This window comes from Burkholderia sp. BCC0506 (genome assembly GCF_902833145.1).
Lineage (GTDB): Bacteria > Pseudomonadota > Gammaproteobacteria > Burkholderiales > Burkholderiaceae > Burkholderia.
In genome coordinates this window covers 62,923-85,215 of record NZ_CADFEN010000005.1, presented here as the reverse complement: position 1 = coordinate 85,215, position 22,293 = coordinate 62,923, and the positions used below count along the sequence as shown (strand labels likewise).

At 68.1% G+C, this 22,293-nt stretch carries 23 protein-coding genes; 10 read left to right on the top strand and 13 right to left on the bottom strand.

Annotation, left to right across the window (positions count from 1 at the left end; translation table 11 throughout):
• Nucleotides 1-54: 54 nt before the first annotated feature.
• A complete protein-coding gene (locus HWX62_RS12920; protein WP_175928910.1) occupies nucleotides 55-1,467 on the bottom strand; it encodes an 8-oxoguanine deaminase in 1,413 nt (470 codons plus the stop codon).
• Between the two features lie 530 nt (nucleotides 1,468-1,997).
• Between HWX62_RS12920 and uraH the strand changes: the two genes are divergently transcribed.
• Together uraH and HWX62_RS12910 are read left to right on the top strand one after the other, a co-directional pair.
• Nucleotides 1,998-2,351 carry a hydroxyisourate hydrolase gene (uraH, locus tag HWX62_RS12915; protein WP_175928908.1) on the top strand — a complete coding sequence of 118 codons (354 nt, stop codon included), beginning with the start codon at nucleotides 1,998-2,000 and terminating at the stop codon, nucleotides 2,349-2,351.
• A gap of 53 nt (nucleotides 2,352-2,404) precedes the next feature.
• Nucleotides 2,405-3,598 carry a urate hydroxylase PuuD gene (locus tag HWX62_RS12910; RefSeq protein WP_175928906.1) on the top strand — a complete coding sequence of 398 codons (1,194 nt, stop codon included), beginning with the start codon at nucleotides 2,405-2,407 and terminating at the stop codon, nucleotides 3,596-3,598.
• 100 nt (nucleotides 3,599-3,698) lie between these two features.
• On the opposite strand, the gene HWX62_RS12905 is transcribed toward HWX62_RS12910, so the two are convergent.
• The 12 genes from HWX62_RS12905 to HWX62_RS12850 all read right to left on the bottom strand — a co-directional run bounded on the left by HWX62_RS12905 (nucleotide 3,699) and on the right by HWX62_RS12850 (nucleotide 14,692).
• Entirely contained in the window at nucleotides 3,699-4,109 is a 411-nt protein-coding gene (locus tag HWX62_RS12905; RefSeq protein WP_175928904.1) for an ACT domain-containing protein, read from the bottom strand.
• A gap of 364 nt (nucleotides 4,110-4,473) precedes the next feature.
• A complete protein-coding gene (locus HWX62_RS12900) occupies nucleotides 4,474-4,986 on the bottom strand; it encodes an ureidoglycolate lyase (protein WP_175928902.1) in 513 nt (170 codons plus the stop codon).
• On the bottom strand, nucleotides 4,983-5,996 hold the full coding sequence (gene alc / locus HWX62_RS12895) for an allantoicase (protein WP_175928900.1): 1,014 nt from the start codon (nucleotides 5,994-5,996) through the stop codon (nucleotides 4,983-4,985). The genes HWX62_RS12900 and alc overlap by 4 nt, the downstream gene beginning before the upstream one ends.
• A 75-nt stretch (nucleotides 5,997-6,071) precedes the next feature.
• Complete coding sequence (uraD, locus tag HWX62_RS12890) at nucleotides 6,072-6,593, bottom strand: 2-oxo-4-hydroxy-4-carboxy-5-ureidoimidazoline decarboxylase (protein WP_175928898.1); 522 nt, start codon at nucleotides 6,591-6,593, stop codon at nucleotides 6,072-6,074.
• Entirely contained in the window at nucleotides 6,590-7,543 is a 954-nt protein-coding gene (puuE, locus tag HWX62_RS12885; protein WP_175928896.1) for an allantoinase PuuE, read from the bottom strand. Before puuE ends, uraD begins: the two co-directional genes overlap by 4 nt.
• A gap of 161 nt (nucleotides 7,544-7,704) precedes the next feature.
• Nucleotides 7,705-8,496: an aspartate/glutamate racemase family protein gene (locus HWX62_RS12880; RefSeq protein ID WP_175928894.1), complete on the bottom strand. Its 792-nt coding sequence runs from the start codon at nucleotides 8,494-8,496 to the stop codon at nucleotides 7,705-7,707.
• 10 nt (nucleotides 8,497-8,506) lie between these two features.
• Nucleotides 8,507-10,003, bottom strand: a complete 1,497-nt coding sequence (locus HWX62_RS12875) for an NCS1 family nucleobase:cation symporter-1 (protein ID WP_175928892.1) — start codon at nucleotides 10,001-10,003, stop codon at nucleotides 8,507-8,509.
• A 149-nt stretch (nucleotides 10,004-10,152) separates the two neighbouring features.
• Entirely contained in the window at nucleotides 10,153-10,857 is a 705-nt protein-coding gene (locus HWX62_RS12870; protein ID WP_175928890.1) for a GntR family transcriptional regulator, read from the bottom strand.
• A 308-nt stretch (nucleotides 10,858-11,165) separates the two neighbouring features.
• Complete coding sequence (gene ldcA / locus HWX62_RS12865; RefSeq protein ID WP_175928888.1) at nucleotides 11,166-12,104, bottom strand: muramoyltetrapeptide carboxypeptidase; 939 nt, start codon at nucleotides 12,102-12,104, stop codon at nucleotides 11,166-11,168.
• A gap of 101 nt (nucleotides 12,105-12,205) precedes the next feature.
• Nucleotides 12,206-12,802 carry a tRNA adenosine(34) deaminase TadA gene (gene tadA, locus HWX62_RS12860; RefSeq protein WP_175928886.1) on the bottom strand — a complete coding sequence of 199 codons (597 nt, stop codon included), beginning with the start codon at nucleotides 12,800-12,802 and terminating at the stop codon, nucleotides 12,206-12,208.
• Complete coding sequence (locus tag HWX62_RS12855; protein WP_012328731.1) at nucleotides 12,799-13,200, bottom strand: DnaJ family domain-containing protein; 402 nt, start codon at nucleotides 13,198-13,200, stop codon at nucleotides 12,799-12,801. Before HWX62_RS12855 ends, tadA begins: the two co-directional genes overlap by 4 nt.
• 268 nt (nucleotides 13,201-13,468) lie before the next feature.
• Nucleotides 13,469-14,692 carry an MFS transporter gene (locus HWX62_RS12850; RefSeq protein WP_175929282.1) on the bottom strand — a complete coding sequence of 408 codons (1,224 nt, stop codon included), beginning with the start codon at nucleotides 14,690-14,692 and terminating at the stop codon, nucleotides 13,469-13,471.
• Between the two features lie 319 nt (nucleotides 14,693-15,011).
• Here HWX62_RS12850 and HWX62_RS12845 point away from each other — a divergent pair, with 319 nt between their 5' ends.
• The 8 genes from HWX62_RS12845 to HWX62_RS12810 are packed head-to-tail and all read left to right on the top strand — an operon-like array spanning nucleotide 15,012 to nucleotide 22,285.
• Nucleotides 15,012-15,782 (top strand): GntR family transcriptional regulator, encoded by a 771-nt coding sequence (locus tag HWX62_RS12845; protein ID WP_175928885.1) that lies wholly within the window; start codon nucleotides 15,012-15,014, stop codon nucleotides 15,780-15,782.
• The gene (locus HWX62_RS12840; protein WP_175928883.1) at nucleotides 15,779-17,518 is read left to right on the top strand and encodes a fumarate reductase/succinate dehydrogenase flavoprotein subunit; all 1,740 of its coding nucleotides are present in this window, start codon (nucleotides 15,779-15,781) and stop codon (nucleotides 17,516-17,518) included. Before HWX62_RS12845 ends, HWX62_RS12840 begins: the two co-directional genes overlap by 4 nt.
• 11 nt (nucleotides 17,519-17,529) lie before the next feature.
• A complete protein-coding gene (locus HWX62_RS12835; RefSeq protein ID WP_006490846.1) occupies nucleotides 17,530-17,775 on the top strand; it encodes a ferredoxin family protein in 246 nt (81 codons plus the stop codon).
• Nucleotides 17,776-17,825: 50 nt separating this feature from the next.
• Entirely contained in the window at nucleotides 17,826-19,250 is a 1,425-nt protein-coding gene (locus HWX62_RS12830) for an ABC transporter substrate-binding protein (RefSeq protein ID WP_175928882.1), read from the top strand.
• Between the two features lie 46 nt (nucleotides 19,251-19,296).
• Nucleotides 19,297-20,172: an ABC transporter permease gene (locus HWX62_RS12825; protein WP_175928880.1), complete on the top strand. Its 876-nt coding sequence runs from the start codon at nucleotides 19,297-19,299 to the stop codon at nucleotides 20,170-20,172.
• Nucleotides 20,169-20,957: an ABC transporter ATP-binding protein gene (locus HWX62_RS12820; RefSeq protein ID WP_175928878.1), complete on the top strand. Its 789-nt coding sequence runs from the start codon at nucleotides 20,169-20,171 to the stop codon at nucleotides 20,955-20,957. Before HWX62_RS12825 ends, HWX62_RS12820 begins: the two co-directional genes overlap by 4 nt.
• A gap of 39 nt (nucleotides 20,958-20,996) precedes the next feature.
• A complete protein-coding gene (locus tag HWX62_RS12815) occupies nucleotides 20,997-22,010 on the top strand; it encodes a HEAT repeat domain-containing protein (RefSeq protein ID WP_175928876.1) in 1,014 nt (337 codons plus the stop codon).
• A complete protein-coding gene (locus tag HWX62_RS12810; protein WP_175928874.1) occupies nucleotides 22,007-22,285 on the top strand; it encodes a DUF971 domain-containing protein in 279 nt (92 codons plus the stop codon). Before HWX62_RS12815 ends, HWX62_RS12810 begins: the two co-directional genes overlap by 4 nt.
• Nucleotides 22,286-22,293 lie beyond the last annotated feature (8 nt).

Genomic DNA, 22,293 nt, shown 5'->3' with positions numbered 1-22,293 from the left:
CGGCCTGCGCCGCGTGCGCCGTCACGGCGCGGCGCAGCGCCGGCCGGCCCTGCTTCAGCGCGATGCCTCGACGAGGGCGTGCGCCAGCGCGTTGTGACGCTCGATCACGGGCGGCAGATCGAGCGTCGCGAGCCGCCCTTCCCGCACCACCACCTTCCCGTTCACCACCGTATACGCCGTCTGCGACGGCGCGCAGAACACGAGCGCCGCGACCGGATCGTGCAGCGCGCCCGCGAACAGCGGCTGACGCAGGTCGAACGCGGCGAAATCCGCGGCCATGCCGGGCTTGAGCGCGCCGATATCGTCGCGGTTCAGCACCTTCGCGCCGCCGAGCGTCGCGATCTCGAGCGCTTCGCGCGCGGTCATCGCGTCGGGCCCGAAGCCGACCCGCTGCAGCAGCAGCGCCTGACGTACCTCGGCGACCATCTGCGCGCCGTCGTTCGACGCAGAGCCGTCCACGCCGAGGCCGACCGGCACGCCCGCGAGCCGCATCTTCTTCACCGGCGCGATGCCGGATGCCAACCGCATGTTCGAGCACGGGCAGTGCGCGACGCCCGTGCCGGTACGCGCGAACAGGCCGATGCCCGCATCGTCGAGCTGCACGCAGTGCGCGTGCCACACGTCGTGGCCGATCCAGCCGAGATCTTCCGCGTATTCGGCGGGCGTCATCCCGAACTTCTCGCGGCTGTACGCGATGTCGTTGACGTTCTCCGCGAGGTGCGTGTGCAGCGACACGCCGTATTCGCGCGCGAGCACGGCCGCGTCGCGCATCAGCTCGCGGCTCACCGAGAACGGCGAGCACGGCGCGACCACCACGCGCAGCATCGCGTAGCGGCCTTCGTCGTGATAGGTCTCGATCAGGCGCTGGGCGTCGCGCAGGATGTCGGGTTCGCGCTCGACGACCGAATCGGGCGGCAGCCCGCCGTCGCGCTGGCCGACGCTCATCGCGCCGCGGCTCGCGTGAAACCGCATGCCGATCCGCTGCGCGGCATCGATGCTGTCGTCGAGCCGGCTGCCGTTCGGGTAGATGTACAGATGATCGCTCGACGTCGTGCAGCCCGACTGCAGCAGCTCGGCCATCGCGGTGAGCGTCGATACCTCGATCATCTCGGGCGTCAGGTGCGCCCAGATCCGGTACAGGTTCGTGAGCCAGCCGAACAGTTCGGCGTTCTGCGCGGCCGGCACCGCGCGCGTGAGGCTCTGGTACATGTGGTGGTGCGTGTTCACGAGCCCCGGGATCACGAGGTGGCCGCGCAGGTCGAGCACTTCGTCGGCCGTGTCGGGCAGCTCGGCGCTCGGGCCGACCGCGACGATCCGGTTGTCTTCGATGTAGAGCCCCGCGTCGCGCAGCTCGCGGCGCGTGTCGTCCATGGTCACGAGCACGTCGGCGTGCTTGACCAGCAGGGTCGTCGGGCGGGATGAGGTCGGATTCGGCGCGCGTGCGCCGGCGTGCTGCTCGAGATTCATGCGTTCTCCGCGTCGGTCTGCCCCCAGGGTGGCCCTGGAGGCGGTCACACAGCCGTTCGAACGCTCGATCGCGGCACGCCCCGGTGCCCGCGTCCGTTCGAACGCCCTGGCCCGGTTACCCGGCGTGCTCGCCGTCTTCGGGGTACGCGCGGCCACGGGCCGACGCGCACGGCGGGAGGATCGCCCAAGCGCGCGCCGCGCACAATGCGCGATCCGGAATACCGTCCCTCAGGGATTCGGTATGGTACGCCGCCCGACGCCGCGACGGGCGCCCCCACGGGTACCCCGACGGATGCCCGAACTCCGCGCGCAAAGCCGTATCCGGCGGGCCGTCGACAGCCGCTCATGCGCGGCGCATTATCTTCGATATCGCGCCCGTATTTGCGCAGGGAACCTTTTTACAATGCCTGCACGGCGCTCGCTTCACTCTCGCCGACGGGTATGTAGCCACGTGACGTGGAGCCTCGATCCGCCGCACAGTCAGGGATCGAGTCGCCGCCGAACCTCGCATTCACACAAGGACACAACGAATGGGAAAGCTCACTACCCACGTACTCGATACGGCGCACGGCCGGCCCGGCGCGGCCATCAAGGTGGACCTCTACGCGCTGGACGGCGAATCGCGCCGCGCGATCAAGACCGTGCTGACCAATAGCGACGGCCGCTGCGACGCACCGCTGCTCGAAGGCGCCGCGCTCGCCGCCGGCGAATACGAACTCGTGTTCCATGCCGGCGACTACTTCGCGTCGCTCGGCGTGAAGGTGCCCGAACCCCGCTTCGTCGACCGCGTCGTCCTGCGTTTCGGCATCGCCGACACCGGCGCGCACTACCACGTGCCGCTGCTCGTGTCGCCGTGGTCGTACAGCACCTATCGCGGCAGCTGACAGACGAATCAGCGCCTGCATCAAGACAAACGATCTGAGTCCGGAGGAGTTTCATGGAAGGCTTCATCACCGACTGGCTGAACCTCGCGCTGCGATGGCTGCACGTCATCGTCGCCATTGCGTGGATCGGCGAGTCGTTCTATTTCGTCGCGCTCGACAACAGCCTGAAACCGCCGACCGACGCGAACCAGCGCAAGCGCGGCGTGTTCGGCGAGCTGTGGCACGTCCACGGCGGCGGTTTCTACAACATGCAGAAGTACACGGTCGCCCCGCCGGAAATGCCGGATGACCTGCACTGGTCGAAGTGGCCGTCGTACACGACCTGGCTGTCGGGCTTCACGCTGTTCTTCGTGCTGTACCTGCTCGCACCGAACACGTACCTGATCGACAAGAACGTGCTCGACATGGGCCCGGTCGTCGCCGTCGCGTCCGCACTCGGCTTCCTCGCGGCCGGCTGGATCGTCTACGACTCGCTGTGCCGCATCCTCGGCACCAACGACCGCGTGCTCGGCATCTGCGTCGGCATCTACGTCGTGATCGCCGCGTACCTCGCATGCCACATCTTCTCGGGCCGTGCCGCCTACCTGATCGTCGGCGCGATGCTCGCGACGATCATGTCGGCGAACGTGTTCTTCGTGATCATTCCCGGCCAGCGCAAGATGGTCGACAAGATGCTCAAGGGCGAGGAGCCGAACCCGATCTACGGCAAGCGCGGCAAGCAGCGCTCGGTGCACAACACGTACTTCACGCTGCCGGTCGTGTTCGCGATGCTGTCGAACCACTATGCGATGACGTACACGAACAAGTTCAACTGGGTCGTGCTCGTGCTGATCATGCTGGCCGGCGCGCTGATTCGTCAGTTCTTCGTGATGCGTCACCGCGGCAAGCAGCTGTGGTACCTGCCGATCGGCGGCGTCGCGCTGCTGTCGGGCGCGCTCGTGTGGACGATGCCGAAGCCGGTCGCCCCGGAAGCGCAGGCGGCCAACGCACCGAAGATCGCGATCCACGACATCATGCCGATCCTGCAGCAGCGCTGCGTCGAGTGCCACTCGGCCAAGCCGACGCTGATGGGCAGCGCGCCCGCGGGCGTGATGTTCGACACGCCGGACGAAGTGTCGAAGAACGCGCAGCGGATCTACGAACAGGCCGTGCGCCTGAAGGCGATGCCGATCGGCAACGTCACGCACATGACCGACGACGAGCGCATGAAGCTCGCCGCGTGGTTCGAGGGCGGCGCGGTCAAGTAAGCCGTCGGGCGCCGGGCGTCATTCGCCGGCGCCACCCTCTCCGTTCGCGGGCCCGGTGACGGGCCCGTTTTTTTTGCCTGCTCCAAACGCCCTTTGCGCGTCAGTCGCGCATCGCGTCGCGCTGCAGTGCGACAAGTACATCGCGTGCGCGCGGGCCGTCGTCGAACGGCACGAAGATGTGATCGTGGTACGCGGCGGCCATCACGTTGCAGCTGATGCCCGCCGCACCGAGTGCCCGCGCGAATGCGGCCGTGAGGCCGATGGCCGCGAGGTCGGAATGCACGGTCAGCGTAATCCACGCGGCGCGGAACAGCACGGGCCAGTTGCGACGCGCGGCCGTCTCCACATCGACCACGACCGTCAGCCCTTCCGCTTCGCGAAACGTCGCGATCGCTTCGGATAACGATACGTCGGCATCGTGCGACAGCGCGATGAACGCGACCGCGCCCGGATGCAGTTCGGGCTGCATCGTACGCAGCAGGACCGCGAGATCGTTTTCAGGCTGGCTCATTGCAAGATCACGCCCGGAACCGGGCGTTGGATGGTGACGATGCAGGCACGATAGCACGCACTACACGCGCACCATCGCGACTTCGTCCGCGAGCCAGCCGTGCAACACGACGATGGGCGGATCGTCCGTGGGCGCACTCCGGCACCGCGCCGCCGTTTGCGACGGCATGCAACGGCGATCAGGTTCACGTGCGCGGGCGCTGCGTGCGATGGCGCAGCATGCGCCGGTCACGAACCGGCGGTGCGGCGGTCATGGTTCGCGCGATACCCGCAAGGCCGCGTCGCCTCGATGCGCGCGCAAGCGAGCGCACATGAAAAACCCGCGCGAATCGCGCGGGTTTCGACGGACGGGCGATCAGCCGGACTCAGGCCGTCACCGCATCCAGTGCATCCTCGGTGAGCCACAGCGACTCCTGCAGATCCTGCTCGTTCAGGTTCAGGCCATCGCCGCCGCGATCGACGACGATGAAGTCGCTGACGCCGCCCAGCGCGATCAGCGGGTGATGCCACACGCCCTTCGCGTAGTTGACGCCCTGCCAGCCGCTGGTCACGAACGCGCGGATCTTCGCCGGATCGAGATCGCCCGCCGGTGCCACGACGACGAGATACGGCTGGTCGTTCAGCGGCACGAATGCCTGGCTGCCGAGCGGATGGCGCTCGAGCATCTTCACTTCGAACGGCAGCGTGCGCGGCTGGCCGCGGAACAGGTTGACGAGCGGGCGGCCGCCTTCGTCGGTCACGTCGACTTTCGCGAGATCGTGAAAGCGGATCGTCGTGCCGAGATTGATCGGGATCTGCTTCGCCCCTTCCGTTTCGATCACGTCGCCGAACGGCGCGAAGGCTTCCCTGGTCAGCGGTTCGATGGCGAGCGTCTTCATTTGTCGAGCGTCCCCCACAAACGCAGGCGCGACACGCCGCCGTCCGGAATGATGTTCAGTCGCACGTGCGTGACGGGGCCGAGCGACGCGATCTCCCGTTCGAAGTCGTGCTGCTTGTCCATCTGCAGCTTCTGTTCGCCGAGCAGCACCGGCCAGAACATCGACTGCGTGATCAGCGAGCTGTCGGTGCCGCCCGACACATAGGCGGCCTGGATCGAGCAGCGATCCGGATAGTTGCCCTTGAAGAACGCGGTATCGACTTCGATCCTGCGGATCACGCCCGGCTGCGCGAGCGCGATGATCGCCCAGTCGTTGCCCGGTTCGCGGCGGCGGCGGGTTTCCCAGCCGTCGCCCATGTTCACGCCGCGGCCCGGCAGCAGCAGGTTCGACGCGACGCCGAAGTGCTGGTTGTTCGCCGCCACGACGTAACCGCCGTTTTCCATCGCCGCGAGGTCGAACTGCTCGGTCGCGCTCGCGCCGGCCCAGTCGAGTTGCGGCTGGCCGTACACGCGCAGGCGCGCGATGCCGCCGTCCGGGTAGATGTTCACGCGCAGGTGCGTGAACGCGCGGGCATCGCTCGCTTCGACGTAATGGTGGCTGTTGCCCTGCAGCGTCGTCGACGGCACGACCTCGACCCACTCGGTCGCGTGCGTCGGCGCGCCGTCGGCCACGAACGCGGCCTCGATCGACGCGGCCGGCGGGAAGTTGCCGGTGAAGTGGCTCGTGTCGATGTCGAAACCCTTCAGCACGCCCGGGCGCGCGAGCTTGACGATGCACCAGTCGTAGCCGGTCGTGCGCTTGCGGCGCGTTTCCCAGCCGTCCATCCACTTGCCGTGGTCGTCGTATTTGCCGGGAATGAAGACGGCCGGCTCGGGGTTCAGCATCCGGTCCTTCGGCGCGAAGAATTCGTCGCTGGCCTCGAGCGCCTGCGCACCGAGACGCGGGTCGGCAAGATTCACGTAGCGCCGCGTGAAATCGGGTGCGTTCGGATCGAGAAGCGGAACAGCCATGATGTTTCCTTGTTTCAGTGAGGCGATCGGGCCGCTGCGACGCAGCAGGCCGTATTGCGGTGTCAGGCGGCGGCGTCAGGCGTCGATCAGGTCGTCGAGGCGAAAGCGCGCGATCCGGTAGATCTGGTCGAGGCTCGTGCGCAGCTCCTCGGCGCGCGAATGGTTCACGCGCGACTCGAAGTTCGCGATGATGCCGTGGCGGTCGTAGCCGCGCACCGCGAGGATGAACGGAAAGCCGAACTTCTCGCGATACGTGCGGTTCAGCGTGAGCAGCTTGTCGAATTCTTCCTGCGTGCACTGGTCGAGGCCCGCGCCGCTCTGCTCGCGCGTCGACTCGGCCGTCAGCTCGCCGCGCACGGCGGCCTTGCCGGCCAGTTCCGGGTGGGCGTTGATCAGGGCGAGCTGGCGCGCCTCGCCGGCCGTCTCCACCGCATCCGACATCGTCTCGTGCAACGCGTCGATGCTCGCGAACGGCCGCTTGCCCGCGGCGACCTCGGCCACCCACGGCGAATGTTCGAAGATCCCCGACAGCGCCGCGACGAATCCGCTCGGCGCCATCGTGTTCAGTTGCTCCAACGTGTAACGCATCGCCTTCATGCTTTCCCTTCGTTTCGATGATTGGGCTGATACGGATGATGTTCGCGCCAGTGCCGCGCGATATCGACACGGCGCGTCACCCAAACGCGATCGTGCTGCTCGATGTGATCGAGGAACCGCTGCAGCCCGCGGAACCGGCCGGGCCGGCCGAGCAGCCGGCAGTGCATGCCGATCGACAGCATCTTCGGCGCTTCGTCGCCCTCCGCGTACAGCACGTCGAACGCGTCGCGCAGGTACTGGAAGAAGTGGTCGCCGGTGTTGAAGCCCTGCGGCGTCGCGAAACGCATGTCGTTCGTGTCGAGCGTGTACGGCACGATCAGTTGCGGCGTCGTGCGGCCGCCCGACACCTCGACGTCCATCCAGAACGGCAGGTCGTCGCCGTAGTTGTCGGAGTCGTACAGGAAGCCGCCGTATTCGGCGACGAGGCGGTGCGTATTGGGGCTGTCGCGGCCGGTGTACCAGCCGAGCGGACGCTCGCCCGTCACGCGCTCGATCGCTTCCATCCCGAGGCGCATGTGCTCGGCTTCGAGCTCCGGCGTCATGCTCTGGTAGTGGATCCAGCGCCAGCCGTGGCACGCGATCTCGTGGCCGAGCTCGACGAACGCGCGCGCGAGCTCCGGATGTCGTTCGATCGCCATGCCGACGCCGAATACCGTCAGCGGCAGGCCGCGCTTCTCGAATTCGCGCAGGATGCGCCACACACCGGCCCGCGACCCGTATTCGTAGATCGACTCCATGCTCATGTGGCGGTCCGGATACGCGGCCGCGCCGACGATTTCGGACAGGAACTGCTCGGAGCCCGGATCGCCGTGCAGCACGCAGTTCTCGCCGCCCTCCTCGTAGTTCAGCACGAATTGCACGGCGACGCGGGCGCGTCCCGGCCAGTTCGCCTGAACGGGATGGCGGCCGTAGCCGATCAGGTCGCGAGGATAGTTGGGATCGAGTGGCATGGTTCGAAGTGCAACGAAAACAGGCTGAATGAGCGGGCTGAAATAATGGGTTCGCATCGGCTGCGCGGTGCCCGGAGGCCGGCCGCACAAGCCGGTGCGATGACGGCCCAGTGTAGCGAAAACGTTCATACGCGCCCATACAGCGGCGCAGATAGTGCGTGTCAGACGGTGTGTATGTGCGGTTGCGGCAAATTCGGCGCCGGTTCCGCCGCCTCCCCGTCCGGCGGGCTGAAGCGGGCGAACGCGCCGTCGTAGCGCTTCGGCAGTGGCCGCGCGTAGTCGCCGCGCTTCGCGGTCGCGAGGCGCAACGCGACGAGCGCCTCGGCCCACTTCACGGCCGCCGTGACGCCCTCGACCACCGGCGCGCCGATCTGCTGTTCGATCTCGTGCGCGAATTCGGCCATCCCCGCGCAGCCGAGCACGATCGCGTCGGCGCCGTCCTCGTCGAGCGCGCGCCGGCATTCGTCGACGATGATCCGGCGCGCGGCCGAGCCGGGCCGGTCGAGTTCGAGCACCGCGACGTCGGTCGCGCGCACGTTGCGGCAGAACCGCTTCATCCCGTAGCGCTCCGCGAGGTGCCACGCCATCCCGCAGGTGCGCGCGAGCGTCGTGACGACCGAGAAGCCCGGCGCGAGCACGCTCGCCGCATGCATCGCGGCCTCGGCGATGCCGATCACCGGCCCGCGCGCGAGCTCGCGCGCGGCGTACAGGCCCGGATCGCCGAAACACGCGATCACGTACGCATCGCAGCCGTCGCGCTCGCCCTGCGCGATCTCGGCAAGCAGCCCCGGCGTCGCGAGCGCCTCGTCGTAATACCCTTCGATCGACGGCGGCCCCATCGACGGGCTCACGGCCACGATCTCCGTGCCGGCGGCCGCGACCTCGCGCGCGCAGCGGCCCATCGCGTCGGTCATCCGCTGCGTCGTATTCGGATTGATCAGTCGGATCTTCATCGCACGCTCCTTACGCCTTCGCGTTCGCCTTCGCGCCCGCAAGCAGCCGGTAGAACACGAAGCCGAGCCCTGCGCCGATGAACCACGAGAAGTTCGCGAGCGCCTGCCAGCCCGGCACCATCACGCAGACCACCGCGATCACCGCGGCCGGCAGCAGCGCGACGAGCGCGCGGCGGTTCACGCCGCCGGTGTACCAGTAGCTGCCGCTTTCCGACATCGTGTACAGGTCGTCGCGCACGAGGCGGCCGCGCTTGACGAGGTAGAAGTCGGCGATCAGCACGCCGTACAGCGGGCCGATGAACGCGCCGAGCACGTCGAGCGTGTAGTGGATCACGGCCGGGTTGTTGAACAGGTTCCACGGCGTGATGAAGATCGACGCGACGGCCGCGAGCATGCCGCCCGCGCGCCAGCTGATCAGCCGCGGCGCGACGTTCGAGAAATCGAACGCGGGCGACACGAAGTTCGCGACGATGTTGATGCCGATCGTCGCGATCGTAAACGTCAGCGCGCCGAGGATCACCGCGGTCGGATGGTCGATGCGGCCGACCGTTTCGACCGGGTCGGTGATCAGTTGGCCGAACACGGGCAGCGTCGCGGCGGTCGTGATCACGGTGACGAGCGAGAACGCGAGGAAGTTGACCGGCAGCCCCCAGAAATTGCCGCGCTTCACGTCGCCGAACGTGCGGCAGTAGCGCGAGAAATCGCCGAAGTTCAGCATCGGCCCGGAGAAATACGACACGACGAGCGACACGGCCGTGATCATCACGGGAATCACTTCGGCGCCGTGATACTTGACGCCGCCGAGGTTGATGCCGATGTTGCGCCAGCCCGCGCGCCACACCATGTAGCCGGCGAGGATGAACATCACGACGTAGACGGCCGGGCCCGCGAAGTCGATGAACTTCTTGATCGTCTCCATCCCGTTCCAGAACACGAACGCCTGGAGCACCCACAGCAGCATGAAGCCGGCCCAGCCGAGCGCCGACAGCCCGAGGAAGCCGTAGCGATGCACGTCCGCATACGGCAGCCATTGCGGGAAGAATTTCAGCACGACGATCACGAGCGCGCTCGACGCGAGATAGGTCTGAATGCCGTACCACGCGATCGCGATCAGCCCGCGGATCACGGCCGGCACGTTCGCGCCGAGCACGCCGAACGTCGCGCGGCACGCGACCGGATACGGCACGCCGATCTGCTGGCTCGGCCGCGCGATCAGGTTGCACAATCCGTTCACGAGGCCAATGCCGACGATCAGCGCGATCAGCACCTGCCAGCTCGTCAGCCCGAGCGCGAACAGGCTGCCCGCGAACACGTAGCCGCCGACGCTGTGCACGTCCGACATCCAGAACGCGAAGATGTTGTACGAGCCCCATGTCTGATTTTTCAGGGGTGCCAAATCTTCGTTGTACAGACGTTCGCTATAACCATCCGGCAGTGCCGGACCACCGCCCTCGCCACCTTCTTCCGCCGGATAGGCGCTGTCGTGCGCCACACTGAACTGAGCCATGACTTCTCCTTGACGCGGCCGGAAGGCCGCTCCACCGTCATCGATATCGCTCCGGATCATCGCCCGGAGTCGGACCCGCGGCCCGCGGCAAATGCCGCAGGCCTGCATTGCGCTCGTCGTGTGGCGCGCGGCCGGGTTCGCGTCGCCGCTCAGGCGCCGCCGAACACTTCGCGCAAATCGACCTGCCCTTGCGCGGGCCGGTCCAGCATCTTCAGTTCGACATGCTGCAGGTGGCGCGCCATCAGCGTCACCGCCTGCTTCGAATCACCCGCCTCCAGCGCCGCGAGGATCTCGTCGTGGTCGTCGCACGAGCACGGGCTGCGGCCGTGCGATTCGTACAGCGCCGACATCAGCGTCGAACGTGCGACGAGCCCTTCGAGGCACTCGCTGAGCGTCGCATTGCCCATCAGCGTCGCAAGCGCCGTATGGAATTCGCCCGACAGCCGGATCCATGCCGCGAAGTCGTGCCGCTCGAACGCCTTGCGTTCCTTGTCGATCAGCGCCGCGACGCCCTTCAGCCGCCTGGCGCCGGGGCCGGTCGCGAGCCGCTCGACCACGGCCAGCTCGATGATCCGCCGCATCTCGAACACTTCGTGCACGTCCTGCAGCGTCGGGCTCGCGACGAATGCGCCGCGATTCGGCTCGAGGTCGACCAGCTTGTCGGTCGCGAGCTGCGCGAGCGCCTGGCGGATCGTCCCGCGCTTCACGCCGAACACCTCGCAGAGCTGCGCCTCCGTCAGCTTCGCGCCGGGCGCGAGCCGATGCTCGAGGATCGCGGTGCGGATCCGTTCGGCGATCGCTTCGGGACCGGCTGCGCCGGACGGAGGAGAATCGGGCTCGTTCATGATCTGCATCGTGTGATGGTCCTCATCCTAGGGCGGACATAAAGATTGTCAACAATTCTTTTGCAGGATTTCGCACAATCGGCGTGCAACGGCGCGTCCACATTCGGTGCAATGCGCACAAAACCCATGCACGACAAGCCTGACGGGTACGATCGCGGCCCTTCTCGCCTTATGCCCGCCCGGTCGTTTTGTTGACAAAAATGGTGCACAACCGGGCGGAAATCGAACGGGCATCGACGAGAAATATGGACCGTTAGTTGCGTGATTACATAAAGAAAAAGGCGGGAAACCCGCCTTTCGATCGATTCGCACCGGCATCAGCCGAGATGCGGATAGTCGGACAACGTGAGCCGGAACCCGTGCGCATTCGCGACCAGTTGCGCCTGCGCACCGAACGGCAACGTCAGCAGGTCGGGCACATGGCCGAACTGGAGCCCCGTGACGACCGGAATCCCGATCACCGCGCGCACCTGGTCGATCATCGCCTGCATGTCGTAGCCGTTGTCGTACTCGAACGGCCGCGCGCCGGTGAACTGGCCGAGCACGAGCGCCTGCTGGCGCGCGAGCAGCCCCGACAGGTGCAGTTGATAGATCATCCGCTCGATCCGGAACGGTTGCTCGTTGACGTCTTCGATGAACAGGATGCCGCCCTCGATGTCGGGCATGTACGGCGTGCCGACCAGCGACGTGAGGATCGCCAGGTTGCCGCCCCACAGCGTGCCGGTCACGTTCACCGTCTGCGCCTGCGGCGCGTCGGCGACGATGGTCGTGCTCGGCTGCGTCAGCGTCTGCCAGAAATGCTGCATCGTGAAGTCGCTCGGCGTTTCGGCGCCGAAATCGGCCGACAGCATCGGGCCGCCGAACGTCTTGATGCGCGCCTTCGCGTACAGCGCCAGCTGGATCGCCGTGAAGTCGCTGTGGCCGACGAGCGCGATCGGCTGGTCGCGCAGCCGGCGCTCGAGCCCGCGATAGTCGAGCCCGTGCAGGATGCGCGCGGCGCCGTAGCCGCCGCGCACCGCGAGCGCGATGTCCGGCAGCGGCCGCTCGGGATCGGCGAGGCGGTTCAGGTCGCCCGCCCGCTCGCCGTCGGTGCCGCCGAAACGCTGGAAGCGCCGCTGCGTCGCCTCGATGTTCTCGATGCGCTGCTGCGCGGTGCTCAGGCGCTCGAGCGCGCGGTTGATCGCGTCGGGGTCGTGCGGATAGCCGGACGGCGCCAGCAGGCGGATGGTGTAGGACGCGGCGGGCTGGAAGGACATGGCGAAAGTATCGGGATCGTCAAACCTGCTTAGAGGGTCCGAACCGTGTCCGGTTCACGACAACGGTGCACGGCCGGTACGACGGGCGCGCCGGAAGGCACCTATGACGCGCCGGATTCGGCGTCGCGGGCGAGCCGTGCTTCGCGCAATGCGCGACGACGCTCGGCGAAGAACGACTTCAGCGCCGCCCCGCACTCGTCGGCCAGCACGCCGCCGGTCACTTCGGTGTGGTGGTTGAGCTGCGGATTCGCGAATGCGTCGATCACGCTGCCGCACGCGCCCGTCTTCGGGTCGGCCGCGCCATAGACGACCCGCGCGATGCGGGCGTGCATGATCGCGCCGGCGCACATCAGGCACGGCTCGAGCGTCACGTACAGCTCGCAGCCGGGCATCCGGTAATTCCGCAGATGCTGCGCGGCCATGCGCAGCGCGGCCATTTCGGCATGCGCGGACGGGTCGTGCCCGCCGATCGGATGGTTGAAGCCGCGTGCGATCACTTCGTCGCCGCGCACGAGCACCGCGCCGACCGGCACTTCGCCGGCCGCGCGCGCCTCTTCGGCGGCGGCCTGCGCAAGACGCATGAAATGCAGGTCGCGCGCCGATACGGGCGCGCTTTCCTGAACGGGGGAATCGGCGGCGGGTTCAGCGGCCGGGGCGGTAGCCGAGCGGGCTGCGTCGTGCAGCGCGTCGGACGTCACATCGGCCCCGCTTCGGCGGGCGCTTCGTCGAGCCCGCGCTCGCACAGACGTTCCGCGATGCGCCGGCAGTAGTCGCGCGGCATCACCATCGGGCCGCCGCGCAGCGATTCGAGCGCCATGTCGAGCGCGAGGATCTTCGCCTGCAGCCGGCAACGCGCGGCACGGTCGCTGACCGCCTGCACTTCGTCGTGCAGGTTGCGCAGCGCGCGCAGTTGCTCGACGGCCGGCGGCACGAAGCCTGCGTTCTTCAGGATACGGTTGGCCACCCGCACCTCCTCGGGCACGAGCAGGTCGTCATCCAGCGCCTGCGGCGCGCCGGTACCCGGCAAATCGTCGAACTCGCCCCGCGCGGCGGCGGCGGCGATACGTTGTTCGACCAGGGCGTCAAGCAATCTCATCAGTCAATCGGAACAATGCGGCAGGCCGAATTCTAGCAGGGTGACGCCGGTATGACAGGCCCTTCGAATACATGCTCGATATTGCGTTTTTAGGGGCCGAATCGCCGCGCATGCGCGGCGATCGCCGTCGGTTGCCGCTCTGCTGCGCCGCAGCAGGCAAAGCGCCGGCCGAGGCCCCAAAACGGAGACGATGTCCGGACCTTCTTTATCCGCGCCCAGGCGGGCGCCACCCCGCCCGAACCGGCGAAAACGCCGCCCCCCTGCCCGACTACGCCGCCACCGTTTCCGGGCGCGCTTTCGCGAACGGACGGAACAGCGTCGCGATCAGGAACGCGCCGATCCCGATCGCGAACGATCCGACGTACAGCCAGCCGTAGCTGCCGAATGCATCGACGATCAGGCCGCCGGCGACCGGGCCCGCGGCCATTCCGAGGCTGCCGGCCATCGCGCAGCCGCCGATCACGGTGCCCATCATCCGCAGCGGAAAATTCTCGCGCGCGAGCACCGAATACAGCGGCATCACGCCCGCGTAGATGAAGCCGAACAACGTCGCGACCGCGTAGAAGCCGTCGAGCGTGCGCACGAAGTAGTAGCCGAGCGCGCCGAGCGCCTGTGCGAGCAGCCCCGCCACCAGCATGCGTTTCGCGCCGAGACGGTCGCCGAGTATCCCGAACGCGATCCGGCCGCCCATGCCCGCGAGCCCTTCGACGCTGTAGATCGACACCGCGACGATCAGCGGAATCCCGCAGGTCACCGCGTAGCTGACCGTATGGAAGATCGGGCCCGAATGCGTCGCGCAGCAGAAGAAATTGGTCAGCACGAGCACGATGAACTGCGGCGAGCGCAACGCATCGGCGACCGACATCGCGGCGGGCGCGCCGGCGGGCGCAGGCGCGGGCACTGCGTGCGCCGGCGCAGCGTCAAGCGCGGGCGGCCGCCGCACCAGCAGCGACACGGGAATCATCACGACGGCCGCCAGTGCGGCAATCAGCAGCATCGACGTGCGCCAGTCGCGCACTGATACGAGCCAGGCGGCCAGCGGCGCCATCGTCATCGGCGCCATCCCCATGCCGGCCGACACCAGCGACACCGCCAGGCTGCGGTGCGTGTCGAACCAGCCGGTCACGCACGCCATCATCGGCGCGAATATCGCGGCGGTCGCGCTGCCGACGGCGAGGCCGAAGGTCAGCTGGAACACGAGCAGCGACGGGGCGCGGCTCGCCAGCGCCAGGCTCGCCGACAGCAGCACGGCGCCCGCGACGACGACCGGCCGCGTGCCGACGCGGTCCGACAGGCTGCCCCACGCCATGCTTGCGAAGGCCATCGCGATGAAGCCGAGCGTCATCGCGGCGGAAATGCCGGTCATCGACCAGCCCGTCTCGCGCGCGATGGACCGCAGGAAGACCGGTAACGAGAACATCGCGCCGATCGCGACGCAGCCCATCAGGCCGCCCGCGGCGACGATCACCCAGCGGTATCGGGAATTCGACATGTGGCGTGTCATGTGGCCTCTCCTCGTTCGTTGCGCCATTCGGGAAACCGGTGCCGGCCGGATGGCGCGGCGCTGCCCGGTCGATATCGACACGACGGGCGACGCATCGGGAAATCGACATGCGCGACGCATGAGACCGCGGTTTTGATTGTCGACGATCCCGCGCGGCTCGCAAGGGCCGGATCACGCGCCCGCCCGGCCGCCCGTCACCCTGTCGCCCCGCTTTGCCGGAACGGGAAATTCGAAATCAGAAATAGTTGGTTGGGGCCCGCCATCGCGCTGGCTACACTCGCTCCATCTTGTCATAACAAGTTGACCCATGCCCCCACCCAACGTCGTGCCGCTGTCCGCGGCCCCGCTCTACGTGCAGATCAAGGACATGCTGCGCGCGCGCATTCTCGACGGCACCTATGCGCCGCACAGCCGGATGCCGTCCGAGCACGAACTCTGCGCGATGTTCGACGTGAGCCGCATCACGGTGCGCCAGGCGCTCGGCGACCTGCAGAAGGAGGGCCTGCTGTTCAAGCTGCACGGCAAGGGCACGTTCGTGTCGAAGCCGAAGGCGTTCCAGAACGTGACGTCGTTGCAGGGGTTCGCCGAGGCGATGTCGTCGATGGGCTACGAGATCGTCAACCAGTTGCGCAGCCTGCGCACCGTGAAGGCCGACCGCCATCTCGCGACGAAGCTGAACGTGCCCGAAGGCGCGCCGCTCGTCGAGATCCATCGTGTGCGGCTGCTGAACCGCGAACCCGTGTCGCTCGAACAGACCTGGGTGCCGGAAGCGCTCGGCAAGCGCCTCGCGGGCGCCGATCTCGCGACCCGCGACATCTTCCTGATCCTGGAGAACGACTGCGGCATCCCGCTCGGCCATGCCGACGTGTCGATCGACGCGATCCTCGCGGACGACGAAATCGTCGACGCGCTGCACGTCGAGGAAAGCAGCCCCGTGCTGCGTATCGAGCGCCTCACGCACGACGCGTCGGGTGCGCCGATCGACTACGAATACCTGTATTTCCGCGGCGACGCCTTCCAGTACCGGTTGCGCGTCGACCGGCAGAAGGCGCGCAAACCTGCAAGGAACCCGCGATGAACACCCATGTGCACGAATACGACATCGTCGTGGTCGGCGGCGGTACGGCCGGCCCGATGGCGGCCATCAAGGCGAAGGAGCGCGATCCGTCCCTGCGCGTGCTGCTGCTCGAGAAGGCCAACGTGAAACGCAGCGGCGCGATCTCGATGGGAATGGACGGCCTGAACAACGCGGTGATCCCCGGTCACGCGACGCCCGAGCAGTACACGCGCGAGATCACGATCGCCAACGACGGGATCGTCGACCAGGAAGCCGTGTACGCGTACGCGACGCACAGCTTCACGACGATCGAGCAGCTCGACCGCTGGGGCGTCAAGTTCGAGAAGGACGGCACCGGCGATTACGCGGTGAAGAAGGTCCACCACATGGGCTCGTACGTGCTGCCGATGCCGGAAGGACACGACATCAAGAAGGTGCTGTACCGGCAACTGAAGCGTGCGCGCATCGCGATCACGAACCGCATCGTCGCGACGCGCGTGCTGACCGACGCGCAGGGCCGCGCGAGCGGCGTGCTCGGCTTCGACTGCCGCACGGCCGACTTCCACGTGATCCGCGCGAAGGCCGTGATCCTCTGCTGCGGCGCGGCCGGCCGGCTCGGTCTGCCGGCATCGGGCTACCTGATGGGCACGTACGAGAACCCGACCAATGCGGGCGACGGCTACGCGATGGCCTATCACGCGGGCGCCGCGCTCGCGAACCTCGAATGCTTCCAGATCAACCCGCTGATCAAGGACTACAACGGCCCGGCGTGCGCGTACGTGACGGGACCGCTGGGCGGCTTCACCGCGAACGGCAAGGGCGAACGCTTCATCGAATGCGACTACTGGAGCGGCCAGATGATGTGGGAGTTCTACCAGGAACTGCAAAGCGGCAACGGTCCCGTGTTCCTGAAGCTCGACCATCTCGCGGAAGAAACGATCCAGACCATCGAGCAGATCCTGCATACGAACGAACGGCCGAGCCGCGGCCGCTTCCATGCGGGGCGCGGCACCGACTACCGCAGCCAGATGGTCGAGATGCACATCTCCGAGATCGGCTTGTGCAGCGGCCACAGCGCATCGGGCGTGTACGTGAACGCACGCGCGGAGACGACCGTGCCGGGGCTGTACGCAGCCGGCGACATGGCGGCCGTTCCGCACAACTACATGCTCGGCGCGTTCACGTACGGCTGGTTCGCCGGGCAGAACGCGGCCGACTACGTGGCCGGCCGCGACCACGCGCCGGTGGACGACGAACAGGTGGATACCGAGCGCACCCGCGTGTTCGCGCCGCTGCTGCGCGAGCGCGGCCTCGCGCCGGCGCAGGTCGAGTACAAGCTGCGCCGGATGGTGAACGACTACCTGCAACCGCCGAAGGTGACGCGCAAGATGGAAATCGGGCTGCAACGTTTTGACGGAATTACTGAGGATATCGAAGAAATCAAGGCCGACAACCCGCACGAGCTGATGCGGGCGGCCGAAGTGCGCGCGATCCGCGACTGCGCCGAAATGGCCGCGCGCGCGTCGCTGTTCCGCACCGAGAGCCGCTGGGGGCTGTACCACCATCGCGTCGACTTTCCGCATCGCAACGACGCCGAATGGTTCTGCCATACGTGGCTGCGCAAGGACGCGGCAGGCGCGATGCGCAGCGAGAAGCGACCGGTCGAACCGTACGTCGTGCCGCTCGCCGACGACGAACGCGGCGCCTACGCGCAGTTGCGCATCCGCGAACCGGCCGCGCTCGCGGCCGCCCTTTGAGGACCCCTGCCATGCCCCATACCCCGCACGACATCTTCCAGCGCAGCAGCGCGCCCGTGACGATCGACGAGTCGCTGTGCATCGCCGACAAGGGCTGCACCGTGTGCGTCGACGTGTGCCCGCTCGACCTGCTCGCGATCGACGTCACCAAGGGCAAGGCTTACATGCAGTTCGACGAATGCTGGTACTGCATGCCGTGCGAGCGCGACTGCCCCACCGGCGCGGTCAAGGTCGACATCCCTTACCTGCTGCGCTGACACGGCGCGCCAACCCGCGCCCCGCTTTCCCACTACCGGACTCACGACACATGAACACCACGCTACGGATGTTCCGCCTGCTCGCCGCGTCGCTCGCGGTCGCGGCCGCCGGTTTCGCGCATGCGGAGACGATCCGCGTCGCGATCGGCACGCAGGACACGACGATCAACTGCGCGACCGGCGGCCTGCTGATCCGCGAACTGCATCTGCTCGACAAATACCTGCCGCACACCGGCGAGTACCAGGACGTGAAGTACGACGTCCAGTGGAAGGATTTCACGTCCGGCGCGCCGCTGACCAACGAGATGGTCGCCGGCAAGCTCGACTTCGGCGCGATGGCCGATTTCCCCGGTGCGCTGAACGGCGCCGCGTTCCGCAAGGCCGGCCGCCGCAGCGTGTTCATCACCGTGCTCGACGGCAGTATCGACGGCAGCGGCAACGGGATCGTCGTCCCGTCGAATTCGACGGTGCGCGGGCTGGCCGACCTGAAGGGCAAGACGATCTCGGTACCGTTCGCGTCGACCGCGCACGGCATGCTGCTGCGCGCGATCAAGGCCCAGGGCTGGAACCCCGACACCGACGTGAACATCGTCACGCAGGCGCCGGAAGTGGCCGGCAGCGCGCTGAAGGCGAACAGGATCGACGCGCATGCGGACTTCGTGCCGTTCGCCGACCTGTTCCCGTACCGCGGCATCGCGCGCAAGATCTACGACGGCGCGCAGACCCACGCGCCGACCTTCCACGGCGCGCTCGTCGACGCGGACTATGCGCAGCGCTATCCGGAAATCGTGGTCGCCTACCTGCGCGCCGCGATCGAAGCGAACCGCCTGCTCGCGCAGAACCCGGAAAAGTACAGCCTGCTGATCGAGAAGGTCACCGGCATCGAGGCGCCGGTCGACTACCTGTATCACGGGCCGCTCGGCATCCAGACCCGCGACCTGACCTGGAAGCCCGAATACCGGCAAGCGGTCGCGACGGCCATCGACACGCTGAAGCTGCTGAAGAAGACCGACACCGCGCCCGACCCCGCGACGTTCGTCGACGATCGCTATATCCGCGCGGCGTTCAAGGCGTCGGGGCTCGACTACGACGCGGCGCTGAAACACTACGGCAAGCAACCGCTCGTCGCGAACGATGCGGCGACCGGCAAGCCGATCCGCGATTTCAACGACGTCGCGCAGGTCTGGCTCGCCGGCGACGCAGCCGTGCGCCACTATGCGAGCCCCGCGGCCGCCTTTGCGGCACTCGGCCAGCTCGGGCCCGCCGCGAAGGTGCGCGCGGTATTCGTGCACGACCATGCGAGCGGCCTGAAGCTGTTCGCCGACCAGGCGTGGTACGTGAAGGACGCGCACGGCGCGCTGACCGCGTTCCTGCTGAGGTCGGGCGCCGACGCGTACGCGCAGCAGGTATCGGGCGCGGTGGTCGACTATGCGGCCGCGAAGACCGTCACCGCGCCGGCGCTCGCCGCACGCTGAACGTCGCACGCCCGCCTCTTTCCATTCGTCGACACCGGACTCCCGCATGGCCGCCACCCTCGACCTCGTCAAACGCCGCCCCACCGACGCACCGCGCACCGACGGCGCCCTTTCGCCGCATCCCGCCGCACGCCACCGCCCGACACCGATGCGCCGCCGCGCGTGGCGGATCGCATCGCTCGTCTCGTGCATCGCGCTGTGGCAAGCGGCCGTCCACTGGCGGCTGTCGTTCGGCATCGTCACGTTCGCGAACGTGCCCGCGCCGGCCGACGTCGGGCCCGCGCTGGCCTCGTTCCTGCAATCGCCGAAGCTGCCGATGCACCTGTTCGCGAGCCTCACGCGCGTGCTGGCCGGCTTCGTCGCGGCGGCGCTCGCCGGCATCGGCCTGGGCCTCGCGATCGGCCGCTATCGCGCGCTCGAAGACACGCTGCTGCCGCCGCTCGAGATGCTGCGGCCGATTCCGGCCGTCGCGTGGATTCCGCTCGCGATCCTGATGTTTCCGTCGTCCGAGCTGAGCATGATGTTCATCACGTTCGTCGGCGCGCTGTTTCCGATCCTGCTCAACACCGTGCACGGCGCCGAAGCGGTCGACCCGCGGCTCGTCGCGACCGCGCGCAGCCTCGGCACGCGCGGCCTCGCGCTCTATGCGGAGGTGATCCTGCCCGGCGCCGCGCCGTCGATCTTCACGGGCCTGTCGATCGGGATGGGCACCGCGTGGTTCTGCCTCGTCACGGCCGAGATGATCGCGGGCCAGTACGGGATCGGCTATTTCACGTGGGAATCCTATACGTTGCAGAACTACCCGGACATCGTGGTCGGCATGGCGCTGATCGGCCTGCTCGGGATGGGCAGCAGCCTGCTCGTCAAGCGCATCGGCGCGGCGCTCACGCCGTGGTACGCACCGCGCGGAGGGCGGCGATGAGCACCGCGGACATCGCATCGCCCGCTGCCGGTCGCGTCGGCGTGCGCGCATTGACGATCGAACTGGGCCCGCCGCATGCGCGCGTCGCGGCGCTCGATGCGCTCGACGTCGACATCGCGCCCGGCGAATTCGTCTGCGTGCTCGGCCCGTCCGGCTGCGGAAAATCGACGCTGCTCGGCGCGCTCGCCGGGCACGTCGCGGCCACGCGCGGCGAAATCGTCGTCGATGGCGAACCGGTCGACCGCCCGCATCCCGATCGCGGGCTCGTATTCCAGCAGCACACGCTGTTTCCGTGGAAGCGCGTGATCGACAACGTCGCGTTCGGGTTGAAGATGAAAGGCGTGCCCGCGCACGAGCGCCGCCGAGAAGCGGCCGAACTGCTCGAACTCGTCGGGCTCGGCGGTTTCGGTGCGCACTACCCCGCGCAGCTTTCCGGCGGCATGCAGCAGCGCGTCGAGATCGCCCGCGTGCTGATCAACCGGCCGCGCGTGCTGCTGATGGACGAGCCGTTCGGCGCGCTCGACGCGCAAACGCGCCGGATGATGCAGACGCTGCTGCTCGACATCTGGTCGCGCATCGGCACGACCGTGCTGTTCGTCACGCACGACATCGAGGAAGCGCTGTTTCTCGGCGACCGCATCCTGATGCTGTCGCCGCGGCCCGCGCGCATCGTCGCCGACCTTCGCGTGCCGCTCGCGCGGCCCCGTACCGACGACAGCACAATCGAGCCCGCGTTCGTCGACATCAAGCGCCGCTGCCTCGCGCTGTTGCGCGACGCCGCCTGAGCGCACGCGCCCGCCCATTCACCGCACCGACTTTTTCCCATGACCGCTTCTTCCTCCGCTATTCCGCTGCCCGGCGTGCCGGCCGCCGAACACGCCGAACACCCCCATCGTGCCGCGCTCGTCGCGCGCCTCGCCGCAGCCGATGCGTCGGTGCGCCGCATCGCGCTGCTCGAACTCGCCGATCTCGAGGCGCCCGAACTCGTGCCGTCGTTCATCGCGGCGCTACGCGACGACCCGTCGGCCGACGTGCGCAGCGAGGCCGCGCACGTGCTCGGCGCGTGGGAGCAGCCCGATGTCGTCGACGCGCTGTGCCGCGCGCTGCTCGACCCGGACGACGGCGTGCGCACGACCGCCGCGCAGAGCCTGTCCGAACTGAAGGACGCCGCATCGGGCGCCGTGCTGTGCCGATGGGCCGACCGGTCCGAGCCGTTCGTGCGCGGCGCCGTGCTGCGCGGCTTGCGCGAGTTGCGCGACCCCGACGCGTTCGCGCCCGCGCTGCGCGCGCTCGACGCGAGCGCCGCGGCCGTGCGCGCGGAGGCGGTCGTCGTGCTCGGCTGGCTGAAGGACGACCGCGCGCTGCCGCCGCTCGCCCGCGTCGCGACCGCGGACACCGACGCGGACGTGCGGCGCGCCGCGGTCGGCGCGATCGGGTTTGCGGCGGCGGGCGACGCCACCGTCGTCACCGCGTTGCTCGCGGCGCTGCGTGACGCCGAATGGCAAGTGCGCGAGGAAGCGGCGACCACGCTCGGCAAGCTGCGCATCGCGACCGCACGCGAGCCGCTCGTCGCCGCGCTCGACGACGACTACTGGCAGGTGCGCCTGCGCGCCGCGCGCGCACTCGGGCAATTGCGCGATGCGGCTGCGGCGCCGGCCGTCGTCGCGCTGCTCTCGCATACGATCAGCAACCTGCGCAAGGAAGCCGCGCTTGCGCTCGGCGAACTGCGCGACCGCGCAACGCTGCCCGCGCTGCACGACGCACTCGACGATCGCGACCCCGACGTCCGCAAGGCCGTGCGGATCGCGATCGGACAGATCGACGAGGCATCGCGATGATCGCGCCGACCGAAATCGCACTCGATCACCCGGCGCGCACACTGACGCTGCGCTGGTCCGACGGCGCGTCGCAACGTATCGACTACGTGCAATTGCGCGGCGGTTGCCCGTGCGCGGAATGCCGAAAGATCCGGCTCGACGGCGGCCACGTCGACGCGCGGCCCGACCTGACGCTCGACGGCGTGGAAGCGCTCGGCTACGGTGTCCGCTTCCTGTTCGGCGACGGCCATGCCCGCGGCATTTATCCGTGGCCGTACCTGGCGGACCTCGCGTAGCGACGACG

Excerpts from the sequence above, each read along its gene's own strand:
- ldcA (WP_175928888.1), bottom strand. The coding sequence starts at position 12,104 with ATGTCCTTCCAGCCCGCCGCGTCCTACACCATCCGCCTGCTGGCGCCG.
- HWX62_RS12810 (WP_175928874.1), top strand. The coding sequence starts at position 22,007 with ATGATCGCGCCGACCGAAATCGCACTCGATCACCCGGCGCGCACACTG.
- HWX62_RS12840 (WP_175928883.1), top strand. The coding sequence starts at position 15,779 with ATGAACACCCATGTGCACGAATACGACATCGTCGTGGTCGGCGGCGGT.
- HWX62_RS12820 (WP_175928878.1), top strand. The coding sequence starts at position 20,169 with ATGAGCACCGCGGACATCGCATCGCCCGCTGCCGGTCGCGTCGGCGTG.
- HWX62_RS12920 (WP_175928910.1), bottom strand. The coding sequence starts at position 1,467 with ATGAATCTCGAGCAGCACGCCGGCGCACGCGCGCCGAATCCGACCTCA.
- uraH (WP_175928908.1), top strand. The coding sequence starts at position 1,998 with ATGGGAAAGCTCACTACCCACGTACTCGATACGGCGCACGGCCGGCCC.
- uraD (WP_175928898.1), bottom strand. The coding sequence starts at position 6,593 with ATGAAGGCGATGCGTTACACGTTGGAGCAACTGAACACGATGGCGCCG.
- HWX62_RS12850 (WP_175929282.1), bottom strand. The coding sequence starts at position 14,692 with ATGTCGAATTCCCGATACCGCTGGGTGATCGTCGCCGCGGGCGGCCTG.
- HWX62_RS12845 (WP_175928885.1), top strand. The coding sequence starts at position 15,012 with ATGCCCCCACCCAACGTCGTGCCGCTGTCCGCGGCCCCGCTCTACGTG.
- HWX62_RS12910 (WP_175928906.1), top strand. The coding sequence starts at position 2,405 with ATGGAAGGCTTCATCACCGACTGGCTGAACCTCGCGCTGCGATGGCTG.
- alc (WP_175928900.1), bottom strand. The coding sequence starts at position 5,996 with ATGGCTGTTCCGCTTCTCGATCCGAACGCACCCGATTTCACGCGGCGC.
- HWX62_RS12900 (WP_175928902.1), bottom strand. The coding sequence starts at position 4,986 with ATGAAGACGCTCGCCATCGAACCGCTGACCAGGGAAGCCTTCGCGCCG.
- HWX62_RS12880 (WP_175928894.1), bottom strand. The coding sequence starts at position 8,496 with ATGAAGATCCGACTGATCAATCCGAATACGACGCAGCGGATGACCGAC.
- HWX62_RS12835 (WP_006490846.1), top strand. The coding sequence starts at position 17,530 with ATGCCCCATACCCCGCACGACATCTTCCAGCGCAGCAGCGCGCCCGTG.
- HWX62_RS12825 (WP_175928880.1), top strand. The coding sequence starts at position 19,297 with ATGGCCGCCACCCTCGACCTCGTCAAACGCCGCCCCACCGACGCACCG.
- HWX62_RS12815 (WP_175928876.1), top strand. The coding sequence starts at position 20,997 with ATGACCGCTTCTTCCTCCGCTATTCCGCTGCCCGGCGTGCCGGCCGCC.
- HWX62_RS12905 (WP_175928904.1), bottom strand. The coding sequence starts at position 4,109 with ATGAGCCAGCCTGAAAACGATCTCGCGGTCCTGCTGCGTACGATGCAG.
- HWX62_RS12870 (WP_175928890.1), bottom strand. The coding sequence starts at position 10,857 with ATGCAGATCATGAACGAGCCCGATTCTCCTCCGTCCGGCGCAGCCGGT.
- HWX62_RS12855 (WP_012328731.1), bottom strand. The coding sequence starts at position 13,200 with ATGAGATTGCTTGACGCCCTGGTCGAACAACGTATCGCCGCCGCCGCC.
- HWX62_RS12830 (WP_175928882.1), top strand. The coding sequence starts at position 17,826 with ATGAACACCACGCTACGGATGTTCCGCCTGCTCGCCGCGTCGCTCGCG.
- HWX62_RS12875 (WP_175928892.1), bottom strand. The coding sequence starts at position 10,003 with ATGGCTCAGTTCAGTGTGGCGCACGACAGCGCCTATCCGGCGGAAGAA.
- puuE (WP_175928896.1), bottom strand. The coding sequence starts at position 7,543 with ATGCCACTCGATCCCAACTATCCTCGCGACCTGATCGGCTACGGCCGC.